Annotated in this window: 12 protein-coding genes and 3 tRNA genes; 6 read left to right on the top strand and 9 right to left on the bottom strand. The window is 44.3% G+C overall.

Features of this window, described 5'->3' with window-relative positions; genetic code table 11:
• Nucleotides 1-181 precede the first annotated feature (181 nt).
• The 4 genes from AC27G9_RS20160 (at nt 182) to AC27G9_RS20145 (ending at nt 4,920) form a co-directional block, all read left to right on the top strand.
• Nucleotides 182-1,144, top strand: a complete 963-nt coding sequence (locus AC27G9_RS20160) for a LacI family DNA-binding transcriptional regulator (RefSeq protein ID WP_487076323.1) — start codon at nt 182-184, stop codon at nt 1,142-1,144.
• A gap of 84 nt (nt 1,145-1,228) precedes the next feature.
• Nucleotides 1,229-3,037, top strand: coding sequence for a glycogen debranching N-terminal domain-containing protein (locus AC27G9_RS20155; RefSeq protein WP_487076322.1), 1,809 nt, complete (start codon nt 1,229-1,231; stop codon nt 3,035-3,037).
• A gap of 4 nt (nt 3,038-3,041) precedes the next feature.
• A complete protein-coding gene (locus AC27G9_RS20150; protein ID WP_487076320.1) occupies nt 3,042-4,499 on the top strand; it encodes a glycoside hydrolase family 32 protein in 1,458 nt (485 codons plus the stop codon).
• 37 nt (nt 4,500-4,536) lie between these two features.
• Complete coding sequence (locus AC27G9_RS20145; protein WP_487076319.1) at nt 4,537-4,920, top strand: DUF6713 family protein; 384 nt, start codon at nt 4,537-4,539, stop codon at nt 4,918-4,920.
• Nucleotides 4,921-4,936: 16 nt separating this feature from the next.
• Here AC27G9_RS20145 and AC27G9_RS20140 read toward each other — a convergent pair whose 3' ends face one another.
• From AC27G9_RS20140 to AC27G9_RS20100, 9 genes are all read right to left on the bottom strand, one after another.
• Nucleotides 4,937-6,082: an ABC transporter ATP-binding protein gene (locus tag AC27G9_RS20140; protein ID WP_487076317.1), complete on the bottom strand. Its 1,146-nt coding sequence runs from the start codon at nt 6,080-6,082 to the stop codon at nt 4,937-4,939.
• 23 nt (nt 6,083-6,105) lie between these two features.
• Nucleotides 6,106-7,488, bottom strand: a complete 1,383-nt coding sequence (locus AC27G9_RS20135; protein ID WP_487076316.1) for a carbohydrate ABC transporter permease — start codon at nt 7,486-7,488, stop codon at nt 6,106-6,108.
• Nucleotides 7,481-8,578 carry a carbohydrate ABC transporter permease gene (locus AC27G9_RS20130; RefSeq protein ID WP_487076315.1) on the bottom strand — a complete coding sequence of 366 codons (1,098 nt, stop codon included), beginning with the start codon at nt 8,576-8,578 and terminating at the stop codon, nt 7,481-7,483. The genes AC27G9_RS20135 and AC27G9_RS20130 overlap by 8 nt, the downstream gene beginning before the upstream one ends.
• A complete protein-coding gene (locus AC27G9_RS20125) occupies nt 8,575-9,828 on the bottom strand; it encodes an ABC transporter substrate-binding protein (RefSeq protein WP_487076314.1) in 1,254 nt (417 codons plus the stop codon). The genes AC27G9_RS20130 and AC27G9_RS20125 overlap by 4 nt, the downstream gene beginning before the upstream one ends.
• 113 nt (nt 9,829-9,941) lie before the next feature.
• Complete coding sequence (locus tag AC27G9_RS20120; RefSeq protein ID WP_487076313.1) at nt 9,942-12,593, bottom strand: TonB-dependent receptor domain-containing protein; 2,652 nt, start codon at nt 12,591-12,593, stop codon at nt 9,942-9,944.
• A 55-nt stretch (nt 12,594-12,648) separates the two neighbouring features.
• Complete coding sequence (locus AC27G9_RS20115; RefSeq protein ID WP_487076312.1) at nt 12,649-12,981, bottom strand: hypothetical protein; 333 nt, start codon at nt 12,979-12,981, stop codon at nt 12,649-12,651.
• A 116-nt stretch (nt 12,982-13,097) separates the two neighbouring features.
• Nucleotides 13,098-14,411, bottom strand: coding sequence for an alpha/beta hydrolase (locus tag AC27G9_RS20110; protein ID WP_487076311.1), 1,314 nt, complete (start codon nt 14,409-14,411; stop codon nt 13,098-13,100).
• Nucleotides 14,412-14,642: 231 nt separating this feature from the next.
• Nucleotides 14,643-14,718: transfer RNA gene (locus tag AC27G9_RS20105), tRNA-Val, on the bottom strand.
• 21 nt (nt 14,719-14,739) lie between these two features.
• A tRNA-Val gene (locus tag AC27G9_RS20100) sits at nt 14,740-14,815 on the bottom strand.
• A 288-nt stretch (nt 14,816-15,103) separates the two neighbouring features.
• Between AC27G9_RS20100 and gltX the strand changes: the two genes are divergently transcribed.
• Both gltX and AC27G9_RS20090 read left to right on the top strand, forming a co-directional pair.
• Entirely contained in the window at nt 15,104-16,513 is a 1,410-nt protein-coding gene (gene gltX, locus AC27G9_RS20095; RefSeq protein WP_487076310.1) for a glutamate--tRNA ligase, read from the top strand.
• An 89-nt stretch (nt 16,514-16,602) separates the two neighbouring features.
• Nucleotides 16,603-16,678: transfer RNA gene (locus tag AC27G9_RS20090), tRNA-Ala, on the top strand.
• The last annotated feature ends 163 nt before the right edge of the window (nt 16,679-16,841 follow it).

Genomic DNA, 16,841 nt, shown 5'->3' with positions numbered 1-16,841 from the left:
AGCGTGACGGTTTACGCTTTTTGAAGCATGACGTTTATCTGACTTCTTACTGATTTCTTCGTGAACTTAACTAAAGGGCTTTTTATCTTTATCTCAATAGTAAACGTTTACTATTTTGTTCGGTTTCTTTTGTCGTTCTGTTTTGATAGTCTCTTTTTACTACTCCTTTATAGCTACGGATATGAATAAGAACTCTATTAAAGAGGCTGCGAGGTTAGCGGGGGTCTCCGTCGCTTCAGTTTCTCGCGCGCTAAATGGTAAGCCGGGAATTTCAGAAAAAACGCGTCAGCGAATCATAGATATATGTAATGAGTTGGGCTATCAACCATCCGACGCTGCACGTCGGTTAAAATTTGGCAAAAACAATCACATTGCGATCTCATTAGGTCGAAGTGATACACCGCATAGCCATTATATCTCTTCACTATTTGAGCATATCCATGCGTTAATGAGTGAAGATGGGTTTATCGTGAACCTATACCCTTACGATAAGATTGATAATCTGATCAGAGAGGCAAGTGCGGTCATATTAACGGGTGTAGAGGATGACGATCCTCGCATTCAAAGTCTCAAAAAAGCGTCGTTACCCCTGGTCACTATTGGACAGGCTCCAGGAGAGTTTTGGGTTTGTCCAGACGACTTTCAGGGGGGGCAGTTAGCGGCATCACATCTTCTCGAAAACGGTTGCGAAAGTTTCTTGATCATCGAAAGTGCTTTGCAGGGCAAGGGGACGAAGTCAAGAACTCTGGGATTTCAAAAAAGTATTCAGCAGCAAGGTCTTATCGCGAGTCAGTTATATATCGATGAACTGTTGGCGGTTGAATTACAAACATATCGAACTCTATCAAAGGTGCTACTGAAAAAAACGTTGCAGTTTGACGCTATTTTTTGTGAGAACGACGATATTGCGTACGGAGCGATGCTAGCATGCCAAGACGCGGGTATACAGATACCTAAAGATTTGAAAATTGTTGGTTTTGACGATTTGCCCGGCGTATTCGAGTCGATAACTACAGTACATCAAGACATCCAATTAATCGCGCAAAATGCAGTAGAGCTATTAGCGAAAGCGCGTGACGGGGTTGAACCCCAGAGTCGATTATTACCTGTTAATCTTGTTGTTAGAGACTCATCTAAAGTTTAATTTCGATAATACTTGAACTCGTTACGTAAACGTTTACTATACTGTCATCTATATTTGGATTAACAGATTAGAAGGCGTGCTCTAATGATCCCTCTAAAAAAAAATTTTACGTACCTTATTCTCAACGATGAAGGCCAAATAAACAGTAAATCGGACTCCAAACTTTCTTGTGAAGAGTCCGGAGGTTACGTACTTGATACTCGCGTATTGAGTCAGTACGAATGGGATTTGGCAGGTTTCCAGTTACTGCACACAAAATATATTGGTAGCCGGTGTATTAAGCAGTATTTCAGTAAATTTGAGAACCACAAACAAAGCCTAATGATTGTTCGTACCCTTACAGTTAAAGATGGCGGGTTTGAAGATGAGCTAGAACTGGTTAATGATGATCTAGAGGCTCACCAGTTTGCAGCCGAATTGAAATTGGATAGCGATTTTATCGATATGTTTGAAGTACGAGGACATGTACCAAATGATGGTGTAAGGGACGTGCATCAGCATCAGTCAAGTTCTCACTATGACGCGCATTACATCGCAGAAGATGATGTGAAAACAGAGGTCGTACTCGAGTTAGAAGAATTTAGGTTTCATGAACACATCCACGTCGAGCCTCGATCAAAAACAATACTCAAAGTCAGTGCTAAATTCACTTCGTCCTACACCATCGCTTCAACAATTCAAGATGTGCCAGAGAATTGGTTGAGCCATACTGAGGTTTTTGACCCAACCAAAGTCTACAGACAAGCGGAAAGAGATTTACATGATTTACTTTTAGCTACCGAACACGGACTTACTATCGCGGCTGGTATTCCTTGGTTTGTTACACCATTTGGCCGAGATTCAATTATCGCCTCGTGGTTTTTGATTAATGCCTATCCCGAATTGGCCAAAGGTACCTTGCAATATCTCGCTGCGAATCAAGGAACAAAAGTTGATGAATATCGAGATGAGCAGCCAGGAAAAATATTGCACGAGCAACGGTACGCAGAGTTTAGTCGCTTGGCCAAATTACCGTTTCTTACCTACTACGGTACTGCGGATGCGACTCCACTATTTGTTGTACTACTTCATGCCTATGCCACTGCAACCGACGACTATCATCTCGTTGATGCGTTAAAGGTCAATTGGCAAAGCGCACTTCAATGGATGGAAAAATACCAAGATGACCGTGGGTTAATTGTATTTCGTGGCAATACTCAGGGCTTAACCGTGCAAAGTTGGAAAGACTCACACGATTCACTGAGCTATCGCAATGGAGACTTGGGCGAGGGGGCACTTGCTGTTGCTGAAGTGCAAGGTTATGCATTTGCGGCCTATTTAGCGGCAGCAGATTTTTATGCCCATGCCGGCAATAATGAAAAAGCGGCGCATTACACGTTACAAGCCGAAAGACTCAGAGAATCCTTTGATCGTTTGTTTTGGATGGAAGAGCACAACAACTTTGCAATTGCCGTTGATGAAAACAACGTACAACTTGATGTAAACAGCTCTGATAGTGGTCATTTATTGTGGTCGGGTATCGTACTCGACGAAAAAGTTGATGTTTTGGTCAACCGCTTGTTCGAGGACGATATGTGGAGCGGGTGGGGCTTGAGGACGTTAAGTACCAAAGAAGTCAGGTACAACCCGATTTCCTACCACAATGGATCTGTTTGGCCACATGATACGGCTATTTTTGCAGCGGGCCTCAAGCGTTACGGTAAAGAACTACAGTTTGAACGTGTAAAGCAAGCATTGATCGATGTTGCCTCGTCTCAGAAAGACCGGCGTTTACCTGAATTGTTCTCTGGTTATCCCAGAGAGACCACTCCGATTCTGCCTTATGTCGAGGCCTGTAGACCACAAGCATGGTCGGCCGCTGCACTTGTTTACTTGATGAACGATGGTGAGTAAGACATTGAGCCAGGTTGAACCATACCGTCCAAAAATGCACCTGACGCCAGCCAAAGGCTGGCTGAATGATCCCAATGGTTTGGTTTTCTTTAATGGTTGCTATCATCAGTTCTACCAGTACTTTCCGAACGATGTAGTATGGGGACCTATGCATTGGGGGCACCAATCCTCAGGCAATCTGATTGATTGGGAGGAGCATGACATCGCCTTATTTCCTGACGAGTTTGGCATGTGTTTTTCAGGTTCTGCAGTGGTTGATAAAAATAATACTTCAGGTCTGTTTCCGTCAGGTTCTGGGCTAGTTGCGCTGTACACTTCATTTGTGGAGTGTCGTTACCAAACCGTTTCTGCTGAGGTTGACGTACGTCCAGAACAACACCAGTCATTGGCATATAGTGAAGATGGAATAGAGTGGATAAAGTATAAGAATGGTGCCCCAATATTGAAGTCTCGGGGTAACCCGGATTTTAGAGATCCTAAAGTGTTTTGGCATGCCACTTCCCGAGCATGGGTCATGGTACTCGCTTGTGGTCAACACATTGAAATTTACCGTTCATCCAACTTAATTGATTGGCAACTAGTCAGTGAATTTGGCCATCGATACGGTATTCACTCCAAGGGACCATGGGAATGCCCTGACTTGTTCGAATTGACATGTCCTCACACGAACCGCTGTTATTGGGTTCTCATCGTAGGAATAGGCGAAGGGGCTTGGGCTGGAGGCTCAGGAACTCAATACTTTGTTGGTTTTTTCGATGGCTATACATTCACCAGTATCTATCAACACAATAGCGTTATGTGGCTAGATTTTGGACGAGACCACTATGCCACACAATCGTTCAGTGATGCCCCAGATGGTGAGAGAATTATCAGTGCTTGGATGAGCAATCACCAATACGCAAAAGTACTACCGACCGATACGTTTCGCGGGGCGATGATTGTCCCGCGTCAACTCAATCTGAACGCCCAAAATCCTGAGTATCCCTTTTTAATGCAGTCTTTTGTGTCGAGTGTTCATGACTTTTTTGAATCACAATTTCTTTGGCAGCCAACATTCGATAAAGGCGAGTTTGCAGTGAAGGAAACTGAATGGTCGTGTCTACTGATTGAATTTGACATTGAAATGCGTGATGGGGAAGCAATTGAAATTGAGCCGTATGCGTGTAAAACGTTGCAATATAAACTTTACTTTTCAGATGGTCAGTTAACAGTTCGCACTTGGCGTCAAAACAACTGGAACGAGGATTTACGGGCCAATGGTTTTGATCACGACTATGAAGTTAAACACAGCTGCAATGGTCGCGTATCGGTTCAGCTGCTGCTTGATGAAGGGCATACGACATTGCTCATCAACGATAGTATCGCCTATACCTACCTTAGTTTTCCACTCAGCACAGAAGTGAAGTTAGCGGTCTTAGCTTCGGCGCGTTTAGCGCCTCTCCCAATTTTATTACATTATTGACCAGTCTTATCGCAACACTGAATACAAAGATGGGTTTATGGATAGGAAAACAAAATTTTATATATTGACGTTAGTGGCATTAACATTACATCAAATTGATGCAGCCTATTGGCAGGAATGGAATATGTTTCGGCTTCCTGGTGGGATCCAAGGTTTTTTATTGTTTAATTTACTCGCGTTTCCGCCACTATTTGTTGGTTTATACCAGCTTGGCCGTGTATCGGCAGCAGTCAAAAGTATATCCAGTCGCACTTATGGCTTAGTTTGTGGGGGCCTTGGTGTCATTACAGGCATTATTCACGGTATCTTTGCCATGTTTGGGTACTTAGACTTTTCTTTGCCGTTTTCTATCTTTACTATCGTATGTTGCTTTGTATTTGGCACACTTACCTGTATGCAGTTTTACTACGATAAAGATTAACATTTTTTTGGTCCCTCTATGCAGGGACCAAATCCTCGGGTTTAACGAACAGCGTTTGCCTATCCACATTTCGTTTTAATGCAACACCATTATCGACAAATAGGTGACAGGCAGTTTCGGGAAATTTAACGAAAAGCGCATCTTGTTTATTGACGTTCAGGGTTCCAGGGCATCGAACTAAAAACTCGTCATTCACGGCTTTGGTGCTGGTATATAAGATTGACTCGGCGCCCAGTAGTTCTTTTCCAGTCACATAGACAGGGATGTCAGACACGCTGCCAATTTGAATGTCTTCTGGGCGAATACCGAGTTTCAGTGATTGGCCAGTAGTGAGTTCAGAGCCATCTGCCGCGACAGAAACTCGCTTGCCACCCATGTCGACTACAACTTTTCCATTTGAATTTTCTATAAAGGTAACATCGACCATATTCATCTTGGGCGACCCTATAAAGTTCGCAACAAACTCCGTGCGCGGGAAGTGATACAGCTCTAGAGGCGAACCGATTTGTTCAATGTTTCCTTTGTTAAGCACGACAACTTTGTCTGCTAACGTCATGGCTTCGACTTGGTCGTGAGTGACATAAATGGTCGTCGATTTGAATTGGCGATGAAATGCTGCGATTTGCATACGCATACGGACTCTCAATGCGGCATCTAAGTTTGATAGAGGCTCATCGAGTAAGAACACTTTGGGTTCTCTGATCAACGCTCGACCAATTGCTACTCGCTGACGCTGACCACCAGACATTTCACTGGGCTTCCTATCAAGAAGGTGAGTGAGTTCAAGAGCCTCAGCTATAGACTCTACCGCTTGTGACGTTTGCTTGGATGACCAGCTTTTCGTGTATTTAACGCCAAATGCGATGTTTTCTCGAACCGTCATGTGCGGGTAGAGTGCATAGGATTGAAAAACCATTCCAATTCCACGCTCACTGGGCGACAAGTCATTCACTATCTGATTGTCTATCAGTAACTCTCCTCCGGTGATATCCTCAAGTCCCGCGATCATTCTCAACATCGTCGACTTGCCGCAGCCTGAAGGACCCACAAAAACAACAAATTCACCCTCATCAATCGAGAGATTGGCATTTTTGACAATGTGAGCAGGTGTGCCAGTAGGGTCGTAAATCTTGTTGATATTTTTTAATCGAAGTTTATTCATAACATTATCCAAATACGAAGCTATTACCCTTTTACGGCAGAATTTACGTTGTTTCCGACAAAATAACGTTGGAAGACAATGAATATAATGAGCACAGGTACCGTCGAAAGAAACGAGCCTGCTAAAATGAGGTTCCAATCGCCGGCAACACCATAGCTATTGCGCAAACTCAATAAGCCAACCGGCAGTGTGTAGGCTTCTGGTGGCGTAGTGAGAACGACTAGCGGCCAGAAAAAATCGTTCCACGTACCCTGGAAGGCTAGAATGGCTACCGAGGCTATTGCTGGTTTGGCTAGCGGCATGAATACATGCCATAAAATAGCAGGGGGCGACGCGCCATCCACTACCGCTGCTTCTTCTAACTCACGTGGAAATGATTCGAAAAACTGTTTCATTATCAGGACTTGTGCTGAAGCGACGAGCAGGCCTACGACAGCCCATGGCGTATTGAGTAAACCCAACGAATTAAACACTTCGTAGTTAGAAATAAAGCTAACCTGCATTGGAACAGCCATTGATACAACAAGGGCGACAAAAATGACTCGAGAGCCAGCAAATTGCATCCTAGCGAGTGCAAAGCCACCCGCACAAGCGATGAGAACGGTAAGTATCATTTTCATGACCGCTATGAAGAACGAGTTGACTGTCCAGCTCCAGAATAAGCTCTCTCCCGTATCTAGGCTGACTGACTCGTTCCAAACACGTGCGTAGCTTTTAAAAATGTAGCCAACTAAACCCGGAGATATATTAGACCAACTTGCCACGCGTCCTCTTCGCTCAAAACGGTTGGGAGGAATTGTCGAGTCGATGAGAACCTGATGTCGCGGTGTTGTGATGTCCAGTGGTATGTGTTTGATATCAGGACCATAGCCAGAATATTGAATAGTGAATTCCCATGTCGCACTTTTTCCCTTTCGGATTAATTTTTTTATACCTAACGTCTGGACGTAATCTACGTTTTCGTCTGTCGTAATTAGCTTGATGGAGGACACGTTAGCATAGTCTGCAGCAAAGTGAGGGTAGGCGATAGATGCCATTCCACTGCCGGGCTTTCTGCGTGGAATCTCAATAACAGGTTCAGTCAAAATGTTGTCATTTGTCGTGGCATAGGTGACACGAAATGTGATATCGCCTTCAGGTTTGAAGCCGCCAAAGAGATAACTTGCTCCACCACTGTGTCCCAAAGTGGCGGCAGAGAACCAATTTGAGGGATGGAGTTGTGGGATATTGATGTTATTGGGTTCGTGCAGTGCATCATCTTTGATACTCGCGACAAAGGCGACTACAAACGTGCCGAGGGTAACGGTAGCGAGAAGTAAAAGCAGTGTGTAAACCCACAAAAGGTGAGATACCAAGCGACGTCGCTTGAATTGGGCGGCGTTTTTACTGTGCAATTTGTTATCCATTACCTTGCTCCTTCACGCCGAGTTTTTTCTGGAGGAATACCAGAACTAAAGTAATTGCACCTAACACTAACGCCGCCGCACTTGCCACACCAATTTGCGGTGACGTACCATCTGGAAACGCGTAGTGATAAACGTAGAACGCGAGTGTAATTCTCGACTCTAAAGGCACACCTCCACCCAGCAATGCCACTTGGTCGAACATTTGCAGCGTACCAATGATACCCATAGTGATAACAACGAAAGTCACAGGAGCTAATTGAGGCACGGTAATATGCAAAAGTTGCTGCCATTTATTGGCACCATCTACCGTTGCCGATTCGTATAGGTCGTCTGAAATGCCTTGCAACCCAGCCAGAAATAGAAGCATCAAGGTAGGGACCGTTGTGAAGATATTCTGAATGACGATAGCCCACAGTGTGAGGGGGAGGGGGCCTATCACCTCTCGTGTTCCGAGCCAAGATACAATGACCTCTGTTTCTTGCTTCTCGACCAGTCCCGAAGTTGTTAAAAACAGTGTTAGGCTTGATGCAACAAGTAAACTAATAAGCGCGTAAAAAGGATCTGCCCATTTCACATTCTGGTGGCGTTTTCGACCCATTATAACAAGCGTAATTTGGCTTGTGACGAAGCATATAGTGAATGCAATCAGAATAACTTGGTGGCTAAATACGTTGCTTAGTAGCTGATTCAGAAAACCGTTTTTTTGATAAACCCAGACGAAAATAAGGGTGACAGCCGCACTCGACATGATACTGGGTACATAGTAAACGGTGCGAAAAAAACCTTTAGCTTTAATTTCCGCATTCAATGCAACTGCAAGCAAGAGGGCGAGTGATGTTTGCACAAATGTTACAATCAATGAAAAAGCGAAGGTGTTAATCAGAGCTCTAAAAAACAACGGGTCAGTGAACAAATCAACATAGTTGCGTAAGCCAACCCATTGCGGGGCGTTGAATAAGTCGTATTGAGTAAAGCTATACGCGATGGTTCTTAACAACGCATAGAGAAAAAACAGTACCAATGATAATGCAAAAGGGGATATAAGCAGCCAACCAAAAGCATTGTGCTTAAACGAAGAAGATAGTGTCATTGGTTTTCACCTTTTCTTTGATACATAGCATCATAAGCCGCCTGCGCCTCGGCAATAGCCTGGGCCTCACTAAGTTGACCTAACATGACAGACGATAATGCGATTTGAATAGGGTCGAGCCATTGATTGCCATAATCACCGAAACTAAACGTCATTGTGTTTTCTACCAGAGTGCCGAGTCGAATTGCTTTTGCAAGTTGGTTATTCGGCGCATCTGCAGCGAAAAAGGGATGCGTATCTAACGATAAAGAACTAGGTATAGCCAGGCCGGAAGATAGTATGGTTGATTGCGCTTGTACGCTCGTTAGTAACTCAATAACGTCGAGTGTTGCCTCGATATCTTTCGCGTTTTTGTTGACCGCCCAGCCAGCCGAGAATAGCAAGTTACCTCTCTGTTTAGAGAGCGGATCTGCGGGTAGAAGCGTACTGCCAAATAGCAAATTTGGTGCTTTATCCCTCAAGTAGCCGGCGACCCAGCTTCCTTCAATGGCAATAGCCGTTCGCTCTATAGCTAAACAGCCTCCTCCCCAGTTTTGCCCCAAATCTGAGGGCATGACGGCCAAGCCGTCTTTATGTAGTGATAAATAAAAGGAAAATGCGCGTTTGAAATGACTATCAAGTATCGTTCTTCCGTTTTGGTCAAAAGGCTGCCAGCCCGTGGCGAGAGCAAAAGGAGCAAACCGATTGAAGTCCGAGCTAATACACAGCCCTGTTACGCCCTCGTCGCCAAGTGTATCGACGACGTCCTGTAATTTCCTTTTGAGGTCAAACCAATCGTCGTCATTGTTGGGTACGTCGACACCTGCGTCGGTAAACACATCTACATTGTATATCAACGCGATAGCGTTCATGTCTTTGGGAACCGCGTATAGCCTGCCGTTATGCGTGAACGTGTCAAGAACGCGAGGTTGCATATCGCTACGAGCTGTAGTGAGAATCTCAGGTAGCGGTAGTAGCTGCCCTGTCTTGATCCAACTTTGTGCAACATCAGTGTTGACGTAGAACGCGTCGGGAGCGTTACCTGATGAAAGCGCGTTGAGAATGTATTTGGGATAATCGCTTTCTATCGCAAAATAAGAAACATCAATATTTTTGGCATCGAGCTGCTCTTTTAACGTTTCTTCTAAAAGTAATTTCATTGCGAAAACATCGTTGCCGCCGTAACCCGCTATCGACACTTGTTTTTTGGCCGATGCGATTTGACTGACAAAAAATAGCGTAGTAATTATTAATAAGTGACGAAGTGACATTTATTACCCTAATCGTTTTCCAGCGCTTCTGTGAGCATAGTGAAGAAGCGAGCATATGCTGCTGCATCGGAAGCCAGAGTAGGAGGACTCCCACTCTGGCTAGACTCACGGGTTTAGAATCGGTAACCAACACCGAGTACAACGTTCCGACCGAGCAATGGTCGACCATAAAACCCATCTGCAGCAACACTCTGTTCGACGATTGACTGAGGGCCGCCAAATACACGTTGTATGGCCTCTTCATCAGTCAAGTTCTGCACATTGATACGTGCGTACCAATCACCCTCTAGACTTTCAAAATTAAGTCCAGTATTAACCTGCGTGTAAGATTCGGTGTAGTTAGTATTGGCATCATCCAATGGCACTTCATCCACATATCGCAAGACGAGGCTAAAGTTAAGGTACCCGTAGTCGGCAAGTTGCCATTCGTAATCTAGGCCTAGGTTACCCAGTATCTCCGGTTGGTTTGCGATTTGATTACCATCAATGGACGTAAGGTTCCCCACTGCCTCATCAAGTTGGGCTTGTGTTACATCAAAGCCCGGTCTTGCTGTCGCTGAACCGCCACTAGCAAACTCTGGTTTTTGATAGGTGCCGCTAAGATTGATACTCAAAGCATCAGTAATATCCCAGACTGCTTCGATTTCAAGTCCGACGGATTCTCTGTCTGTTTGAAGTTGAACAACGACCTCTTGACCGTCAATAGTTAACCCTCTTTCTTGAATATCGCCGTCTTGCGTCAACCTAAATAGGTTACCTGCGATAGTAAAGTTACCTCCGTCATAACGAGCGCCTAGCTCCATAACATCAGTACCCGTCGCGCCGCGAGGGTTGGGTAGTTGAGCTGAGGTGACTCGGCCGTACAGTGCAAAATTATTTTGTACTAAATAGTTAGCACCGAAGGTGTAGCTCCATTCTTTGTTTGTAAAGTCTTGGTCAGTACGAAAAGAGCCATCATATCGTTGTATGGACGATACTGCGGGAGAGACAGTTGTACCAGGTTCTGGCAATCGAACTTGATTAGGACCATCGCCAAAATAGTTAATAGTATTGGCACGTTGAATAATGTTGCTAAATTCGTCTCTACGTGCGCCGACATCAAGGGTTAGTTTATCTAGCTTGACCTCATAATTGAGATAAAAAGCATCGATTTGATCGGTTATTGATTCGCGATTCAACCAGTGGTTATGGGTAAGGAAACCATCATCGGTTAAGGTAACTTGATTTCCATCAGCATCTTGTAAATTAACATCTACGCGTCCCGCCTGTGGGCGTAGGTCGATGAGGAAAAGTTGTTGTCGGTTATCTTGTTCGCGATCCATTTTCAAATAGTAGTAACCAGCTGCGATATAATGCTCTGCGTTATCCGTATCGAAGCTGTAACTTAACTCTAAGTCTTGTTGGAAACTGGTAAATGGATTGTCTTGGTCAAATGCCGCGACGGGCATAAAAATTCCGTTTCCATTCGCTAGGGTGGTTGCCATTGACGTCGCTTCACCTGCGTCGATTATGCCATTTCCGTTGGTATCGCTTATGGCACCATTGTCTAATACTTCACCTTGTTGATTGGTAACAGTATAACCGGTTGGTGTGAAACCTGTGGGCATCGCGTAGCTGTAGTTAACCAATCCGGCTCCCATGGTATTAGAGTTCAACATATTGGGTACAAGTGATTCACCTGTTTGAAAGTCTCCCCCTAATGCAAAGCCCGCAGCATAGTAGCCAGAAAAGCGAGAATTGACACTGGTATAACGGTTGCGACTGGTAAACTCCAGTACTGAGCCGTCATTGTAGTCCCACGTCTTGTTGAATTCTGTGCCTAAATAAGTCATGTCTGAGGCGTTGCCGTCCAGCAAATCCAACTTACTGGGTTCGTTGGGTGCAGAAAACGTATTTGAAAGGGCAATTTCCCGACTTAACAACGACCCTGTCGTTATGTCGGGACCACCTGGAAACGCTTGTGGGTTAGCCGGATCGCCGGTCAGCGGTACAGCCAAATAGACAATATTGTTTTCATTAAATGATCGGCCAGATACTTTGAAGTAGCCCGAACCGTCTTCTAGATAGTACTTAAGGCTACCGTGAAGGTTGTAGCCTTCGTTGGCTGGGAAATCTACTTCACGTACACCATCATCTGTCGTGTAGTAGCCTGCGAGAGTATATTCGAGTTGCTCATTAAGAGGACCTCCAAGCCATAATTCCGTTCTTAACATGCCAAAATCAGAAGTTTGAAAAAACACGTCGCCCGATTGTTCTTCGGTCGCTTCTTTATAACGGAAATTGACAACTGCACCAATTGCGGCCGTTCTGAGGATTGGTGCATTACCGCCGCGAACCGTGTCAATTCCTGCAGTGGCGTTACTGACTCGGTATAAGAAATCCGGTGCGTCTCGCATGATTGGTATACCGTCTTCTTCAAACTCTAAAAACTGTGTACCACCAGCACCGACACCACGGAATCGATATTCATTGTTCGTATTGCCCGATGTGTTTTCAACTTGAAGAGAAGGGATATTTACGAGCGCGTCTGAAATATTACGAGGTGCTTGGCGTGCGATTTGTTCTTCAGTGATTTGCGAGAAAGGAACCGATGCTTCGATTAACCTTTTTTGCATGTTCCCAATAACAACAATCTGCTCAAAAGAAGATTCTTCATTATCGGGCGTATCAGCCTCTTGTTCAGCCGTTTGTGCGACTGCTTGGCCTGTCAATGCGAATGAAACCGCAAGCGCTAATGGTTTAAATGTGCCAGTGAAGTTGTTCATTTACCGTGTTTCCTCTTGTGTCCTATTCTTGCAGCAAAAAACAGATAATTCCAAGTCATTTGCGTAATCGTTTACGTAAAGCTAAATCATTTAAGAAGGTTTGTAAACAGGAAGTTAAGTGTTTTTTGGGTTTTTGTGTTGTTTTCATGTTGTGATTTTGTTGTTGGGTTGTATTTATACTTATGATTTTTATATATTTTCTTTTGTTTTTTGGTTTCTTTTGTGGAAGTTGGGAAAAAGTTAATTTTCCGGTTTTTTTGATCTTAACTTTAAGTAAACGTTTTCTTATTTTTGTTGGCAGTAGTTGATGAAGAATTAGTGTTGCTTTGTCTTTATGTGGGATTGGAAATCGTTTATCTCGAGTGTATCTGCCGAAGATACCTGTCATACAACAACTCGGTATCTCGTTTGATGGGTGTCATTGGATAGTAATTAGTTGTATAGAGCCGTGTATATCAAAAGGCTAGGAGGGCGCTGATGATTTGGTGAGACTAAAAATTGCTGTCAGCCTGTAATTTGCATTAATTTGGCGTTAATACGTGCTATGCGCTCGGTTTCTCCCTCGTTCAAAGCCAATTGTTTTGATGCCTGGAAAGCGGCTCGGGCTTGTTGGTGATCGCCAGTTTTTAAATAGATATCACCCAGTTTCTCTTGAAGGTCTGCAGACAACGGGTTTTGACTAACACCAATTTTGTAGATGCTTTCGGCGGTTTTGAGATCTCGATTCCCATCGCAAAAAGAGGCAAATTTGTCGATAAACACAGGTCTGTAGCGTTTGGAGGCAATGAAATCAGGATAGGCGGTGTAGATTTGCGAAAATACGTCGAAGTTGCCTTCATTGACTGCTTGATTCAACAAAAAGTGTATAGTTTGCTCATGCACTGCTGAAGACGTTAAATACATTTTTGCACGTTTACTGTAATGTTTTTTTATTGCCGCTAAACCGCCGAAATCAGCATATTCTGCCAGCGAGTAAAATCGAAGCGGCCGATAGTCAGATAAGAATGCAGACAAGCCTTTGCTAAAAGCGGTGTAGGGTGTCGAATAATGATCTTCACCACTCGTCCACACAAATTGATAGCGTTCGGTAAGGTTAATAGCCAGTATCTTTTTTAATGCATTGTTTTCGTCTATTGCCCATGTTTCGGTTTTGTCCAAAGTTTGAAAAACGAAAGGCTGCCGGACTTGAGAGTTTTTTAGGGTATGTTCCAATGTTGCCAATCTAGACGAAGTAATAAAAGTCCCACTTACTAGAATGTAGGCACTGAATAGCTCAGGCTCTTTTGCTAATAATTCTACGGCGAAGCCTGCCGCTTTTTCCCAGCCAAATAAGATCCTTAATTGGTTTGTGCGGTAGTTTTTATCAATGCGTGGAATGATGTCGTCGGATATGGTCGAAATTAGGTTAGCGGCCCCGTTTCCTAATATGTGGCGTCGTTTGGCGTTGGTCGTATCGATACCGACGATGATAAATTGTGGCGTGTATTCCTTCCAAGCTAACGACGCTTGATAGGCGGCAGGCAAAAGTAGGTAGCGCTGCGAATCGAATACAAATACCAAAGGGTAGTGTGCTTCGGTTTTGTGGTAGTTGGGCGGCAACACAATATCAATTTTGATGCCGTTATCGATTGAAAACGAATGTGAAATGGCGACTACAGATTGGGTAGTGATTGAGGCTTTTGCATCCCCATGGTCAGCAATTGAAAGAAAGCTCACAGGTAGGCATAGACAGCATACAACATGCAGCATGCATCCTTTTATCTTAAGCAAATACGCCAAGCTCGATAGCAAGCCGACATTTCCCTTTCTGGCACTCATGGTCTAGACCTTTTTACCCAATAAATGGCGTCCGTATTAACGCACATGTAACACTGATAGCTTTATTTAAGCCCCTGTCGATTCGCTATTCAAAGGCCGCTGTCGATTGTTAACGTCGATTCATCGACAACACTATGCTAAGCAAACACTGTGTCTGAAGACCTCAGTAGGGTGGGGCGGTTGACTTGAACCAGGCGACTTGTTTTTTGTTTTGGTGATGTAAGGGGAAGATGGTGGACGCTACTGGGCTTGAACCAGTGACCCTCGCCTTGTAAGGGCGATGCTCTCCCAACTGAGCTAAGCGTCCATATTGTATGCATTTGAAAAGTGGTGGACGCTACTGGGCTTGAACCAGTGACCCTCGCCTTGTAAGGGCGATGCTCTCCCAACTGAGCTAAGCGTCCATATTTTCGATTACTTGCCGTGCTTGGCAAGTGGAGGCGTATTATAGAGTTGCGGCAAAGACTGTCAACCACATTTTTTAAGATTTTATTCCGTTTGCCATAAAAGTAGTCAATTCATGCCAATTTGAGCAATATTCGAACGTTTGTGAGTAAAGCTTGTATTGGAAACTGGCAGCTTTTAAAACAAAATCGGAGATTCGCTACTACGGTTCGGAATCCATTTGAGCCCCAATCTGTAGGCTGGTAGAATGCGCGCAATTTCATTTGTACAAGTTTAGAGAGATTAGCATGGCGGTTGTAACCCGATTTGCTCCAAGCCCGACGGGCTATTTACACGTAGGCGGTGCGCGAACTGCACTTTACTCGTGGCTATATGCAAAAAATAAAGGCGGCGAATTTGTTCTGCGTATTGAAGATACAGACTTAGAGCGCTCAACAGAAGAAGCTAAACAAGCCATACTCGATGGTATGCAGTGGCTCGGACTAACATGGGACACGGGTCCAATTTTCCAAACTCAACGCTTTGACCGTTACGGTGAGTTAATCCAGCAATTGCTTGATAATGGTCAAGCTTATAAGTGCTTCATGTCATCAGAAGAACTGGATGCGATCCGTGAAGAACAAAAAGCGAAGGGCGAAAAACCTCGTTATCCAGGTACATGGCGAGATCGTACTGATCACCCAGAAGGTCAGCCTTTTGTTATTCGTTTTAAAAACCCGTTAGATGGTACTGTGTTGATAAAGGACCACGTACGAGGTGAGATTGAAATCAGTAACACTGAACTTGATGATCTGATCATTCAACGTTCTGATGGTTCTCCTACTTATAATTTCTGTGTAGTAGTAGACGATTGGGATATGGGCATCACCCACGTAGTACGTGGTGAAGATCACATTAACAACACTCCGCGACAAATCAATATATTGAAAGCGCTAGGTGCCCCAGTACCAGAGTACGCTCACGTTTCTATGATTTTGGGTGACGATGGTAAAAAGTTATCTAAGCGTCACGGTGCGGTTAGTGTCATGCAATATCGTGATGACGGTTATTTACCTCAAGCTGTACTCAATTATTTGGTGAGGCTAGGGTGGTCTTATGGTGACCAAGAGGTTTTCTCACTGGAAGAAATGATTGAAAAGTTCAGTTTAGATGCTATTGGTCAGTCGGCATCGGCGTTTAATACAGAAAAATTGATTTGGTTAAATCAACACTATATTAAATCTTCGCCAGTAGAAGAGGTCGCAGAACACGCGAAATGGCATTTTGAGCAGCAAGGTATAATGCTAGATAACGGACCGAGTCTTACCTCCGTAATTGAAGTACAAGCCGATAGAGTCAAAACGCTAAAAGAACTTGCTGAAATCAGCGGTTACTTTTTCCAAGACTTCGACGAATTTGACGAAAAGGCTGCGAAAAAGCATTTGCGACCTGTCGCAAAAGGGCCGTTGGAATTGGTCAAAGAGAAGTTGTTGGCACTGACTGATTGGAACCCAGAAACCATTCATAAGGCGATCAATGATACCGCTGAAGAACTGGAAGTGGGGATGGGTAAAGTTGGTATGCCACTTCGTGTTGCAGCGACTGGTGGCGGCAATTCCCCATCGTTGGATATCACCTTGAATTTACTCGAACAAGCAAAAGTTGGTGATAGAATAGACAAGGCGCTCGCTTTTATAGCAAACAGAGAAAATTCTTAAAAAAACCGTTGACATGATCACGGCTGATGCCTAGAATGCGCCCCGCTGTAACGGAACAGTCACAGAACATCGTGAGGGTTCCAAAGGACGGGGCCATAGCTCAGCTGGGAGAGCGCTTGCATGGCATGCAAGAGGTCGGCGGTTCGATCCCGCCTGGCTCCACCAATATTCTAATCAATGGTGTAAATACACGGTTGATTATCTGAAAATGTTTAGTTTTCAGCGCACTGAAACACGTCAGTGTACCTAGGATTAGGTTGTTACGTTCTGATAAAGAATGACACCTTGCAAAAAATCCTGAAAGCGTAGCTTTCGAAAAACGATTTTT

This window comes from Alteromonas sp. 5NS40-0096 (assembly GCF_057544385.1).
This window is presented reverse-complemented; position numbering and strand designations above follow the sequence as displayed.

Bases quoted from the DNA above. Each gene is read 5' to 3' on its own strand.
- AC27G9_RS20160 (WP_487076323.1), top strand. From the start codon at position 182: ATGAATAAGAACTCTATTAAAGAGGCTGCGAGGTTAGCGGGGGTCTCC.
- AC27G9_RS20155 (WP_487076322.1), top strand. From the start codon at position 1,229: ATGATCCCTCTAAAAAAAAATTTTACGTACCTTATTCTCAACGATGAA.
- AC27G9_RS20145 (WP_487076319.1), top strand. From the start codon at position 4,537: ATGGATAGGAAAACAAAATTTTATATATTGACGTTAGTGGCATTAACA.
- AC27G9_RS20140 (WP_487076317.1), bottom strand. From the start codon at position 6,082: ATGAATAAACTTCGATTAAAAAATATCAACAAGATTTACGACCCTACT.
- AC27G9_RS20135 (WP_487076316.1), bottom strand. From the start codon at position 7,488: ATGGATAACAAATTGCACAGTAAAAACGCCGCCCAATTCAAGCGACGT.
- AC27G9_RS20130 (WP_487076315.1), bottom strand. From the start codon at position 8,578: ATGACACTATCTTCTTCGTTTAAGCACAATGCTTTTGGTTGGCTGCTT.
- AC27G9_RS20125 (WP_487076314.1), bottom strand. From the start codon at position 9,828: ATGTCACTTCGTCACTTATTAATAATTACTACGCTATTTTTTGTCAGT.
- AC27G9_RS20120 (WP_487076313.1), bottom strand. From the start codon at position 12,593: ATGAACAACTTCACTGGCACATTTAAACCATTAGCGCTTGCGGTTTCA.
- AC27G9_RS20115 (WP_487076312.1), bottom strand. From the start codon at position 12,981: ATGACAGGTATCTTCGGCAGATACACTCGAGATAAACGATTTCCAATC.
- AC27G9_RS20110 (WP_487076311.1), bottom strand. From the start codon at position 14,411: ATGAGTGCCAGAAAGGGAAATGTCGGCTTGCTATCGAGCTTGGCGTAT.
- gltX (WP_487076310.1), top strand. From the start codon at position 15,104: ATGGCGGTTGTAACCCGATTTGCTCCAAGCCCGACGGGCTATTTACAC.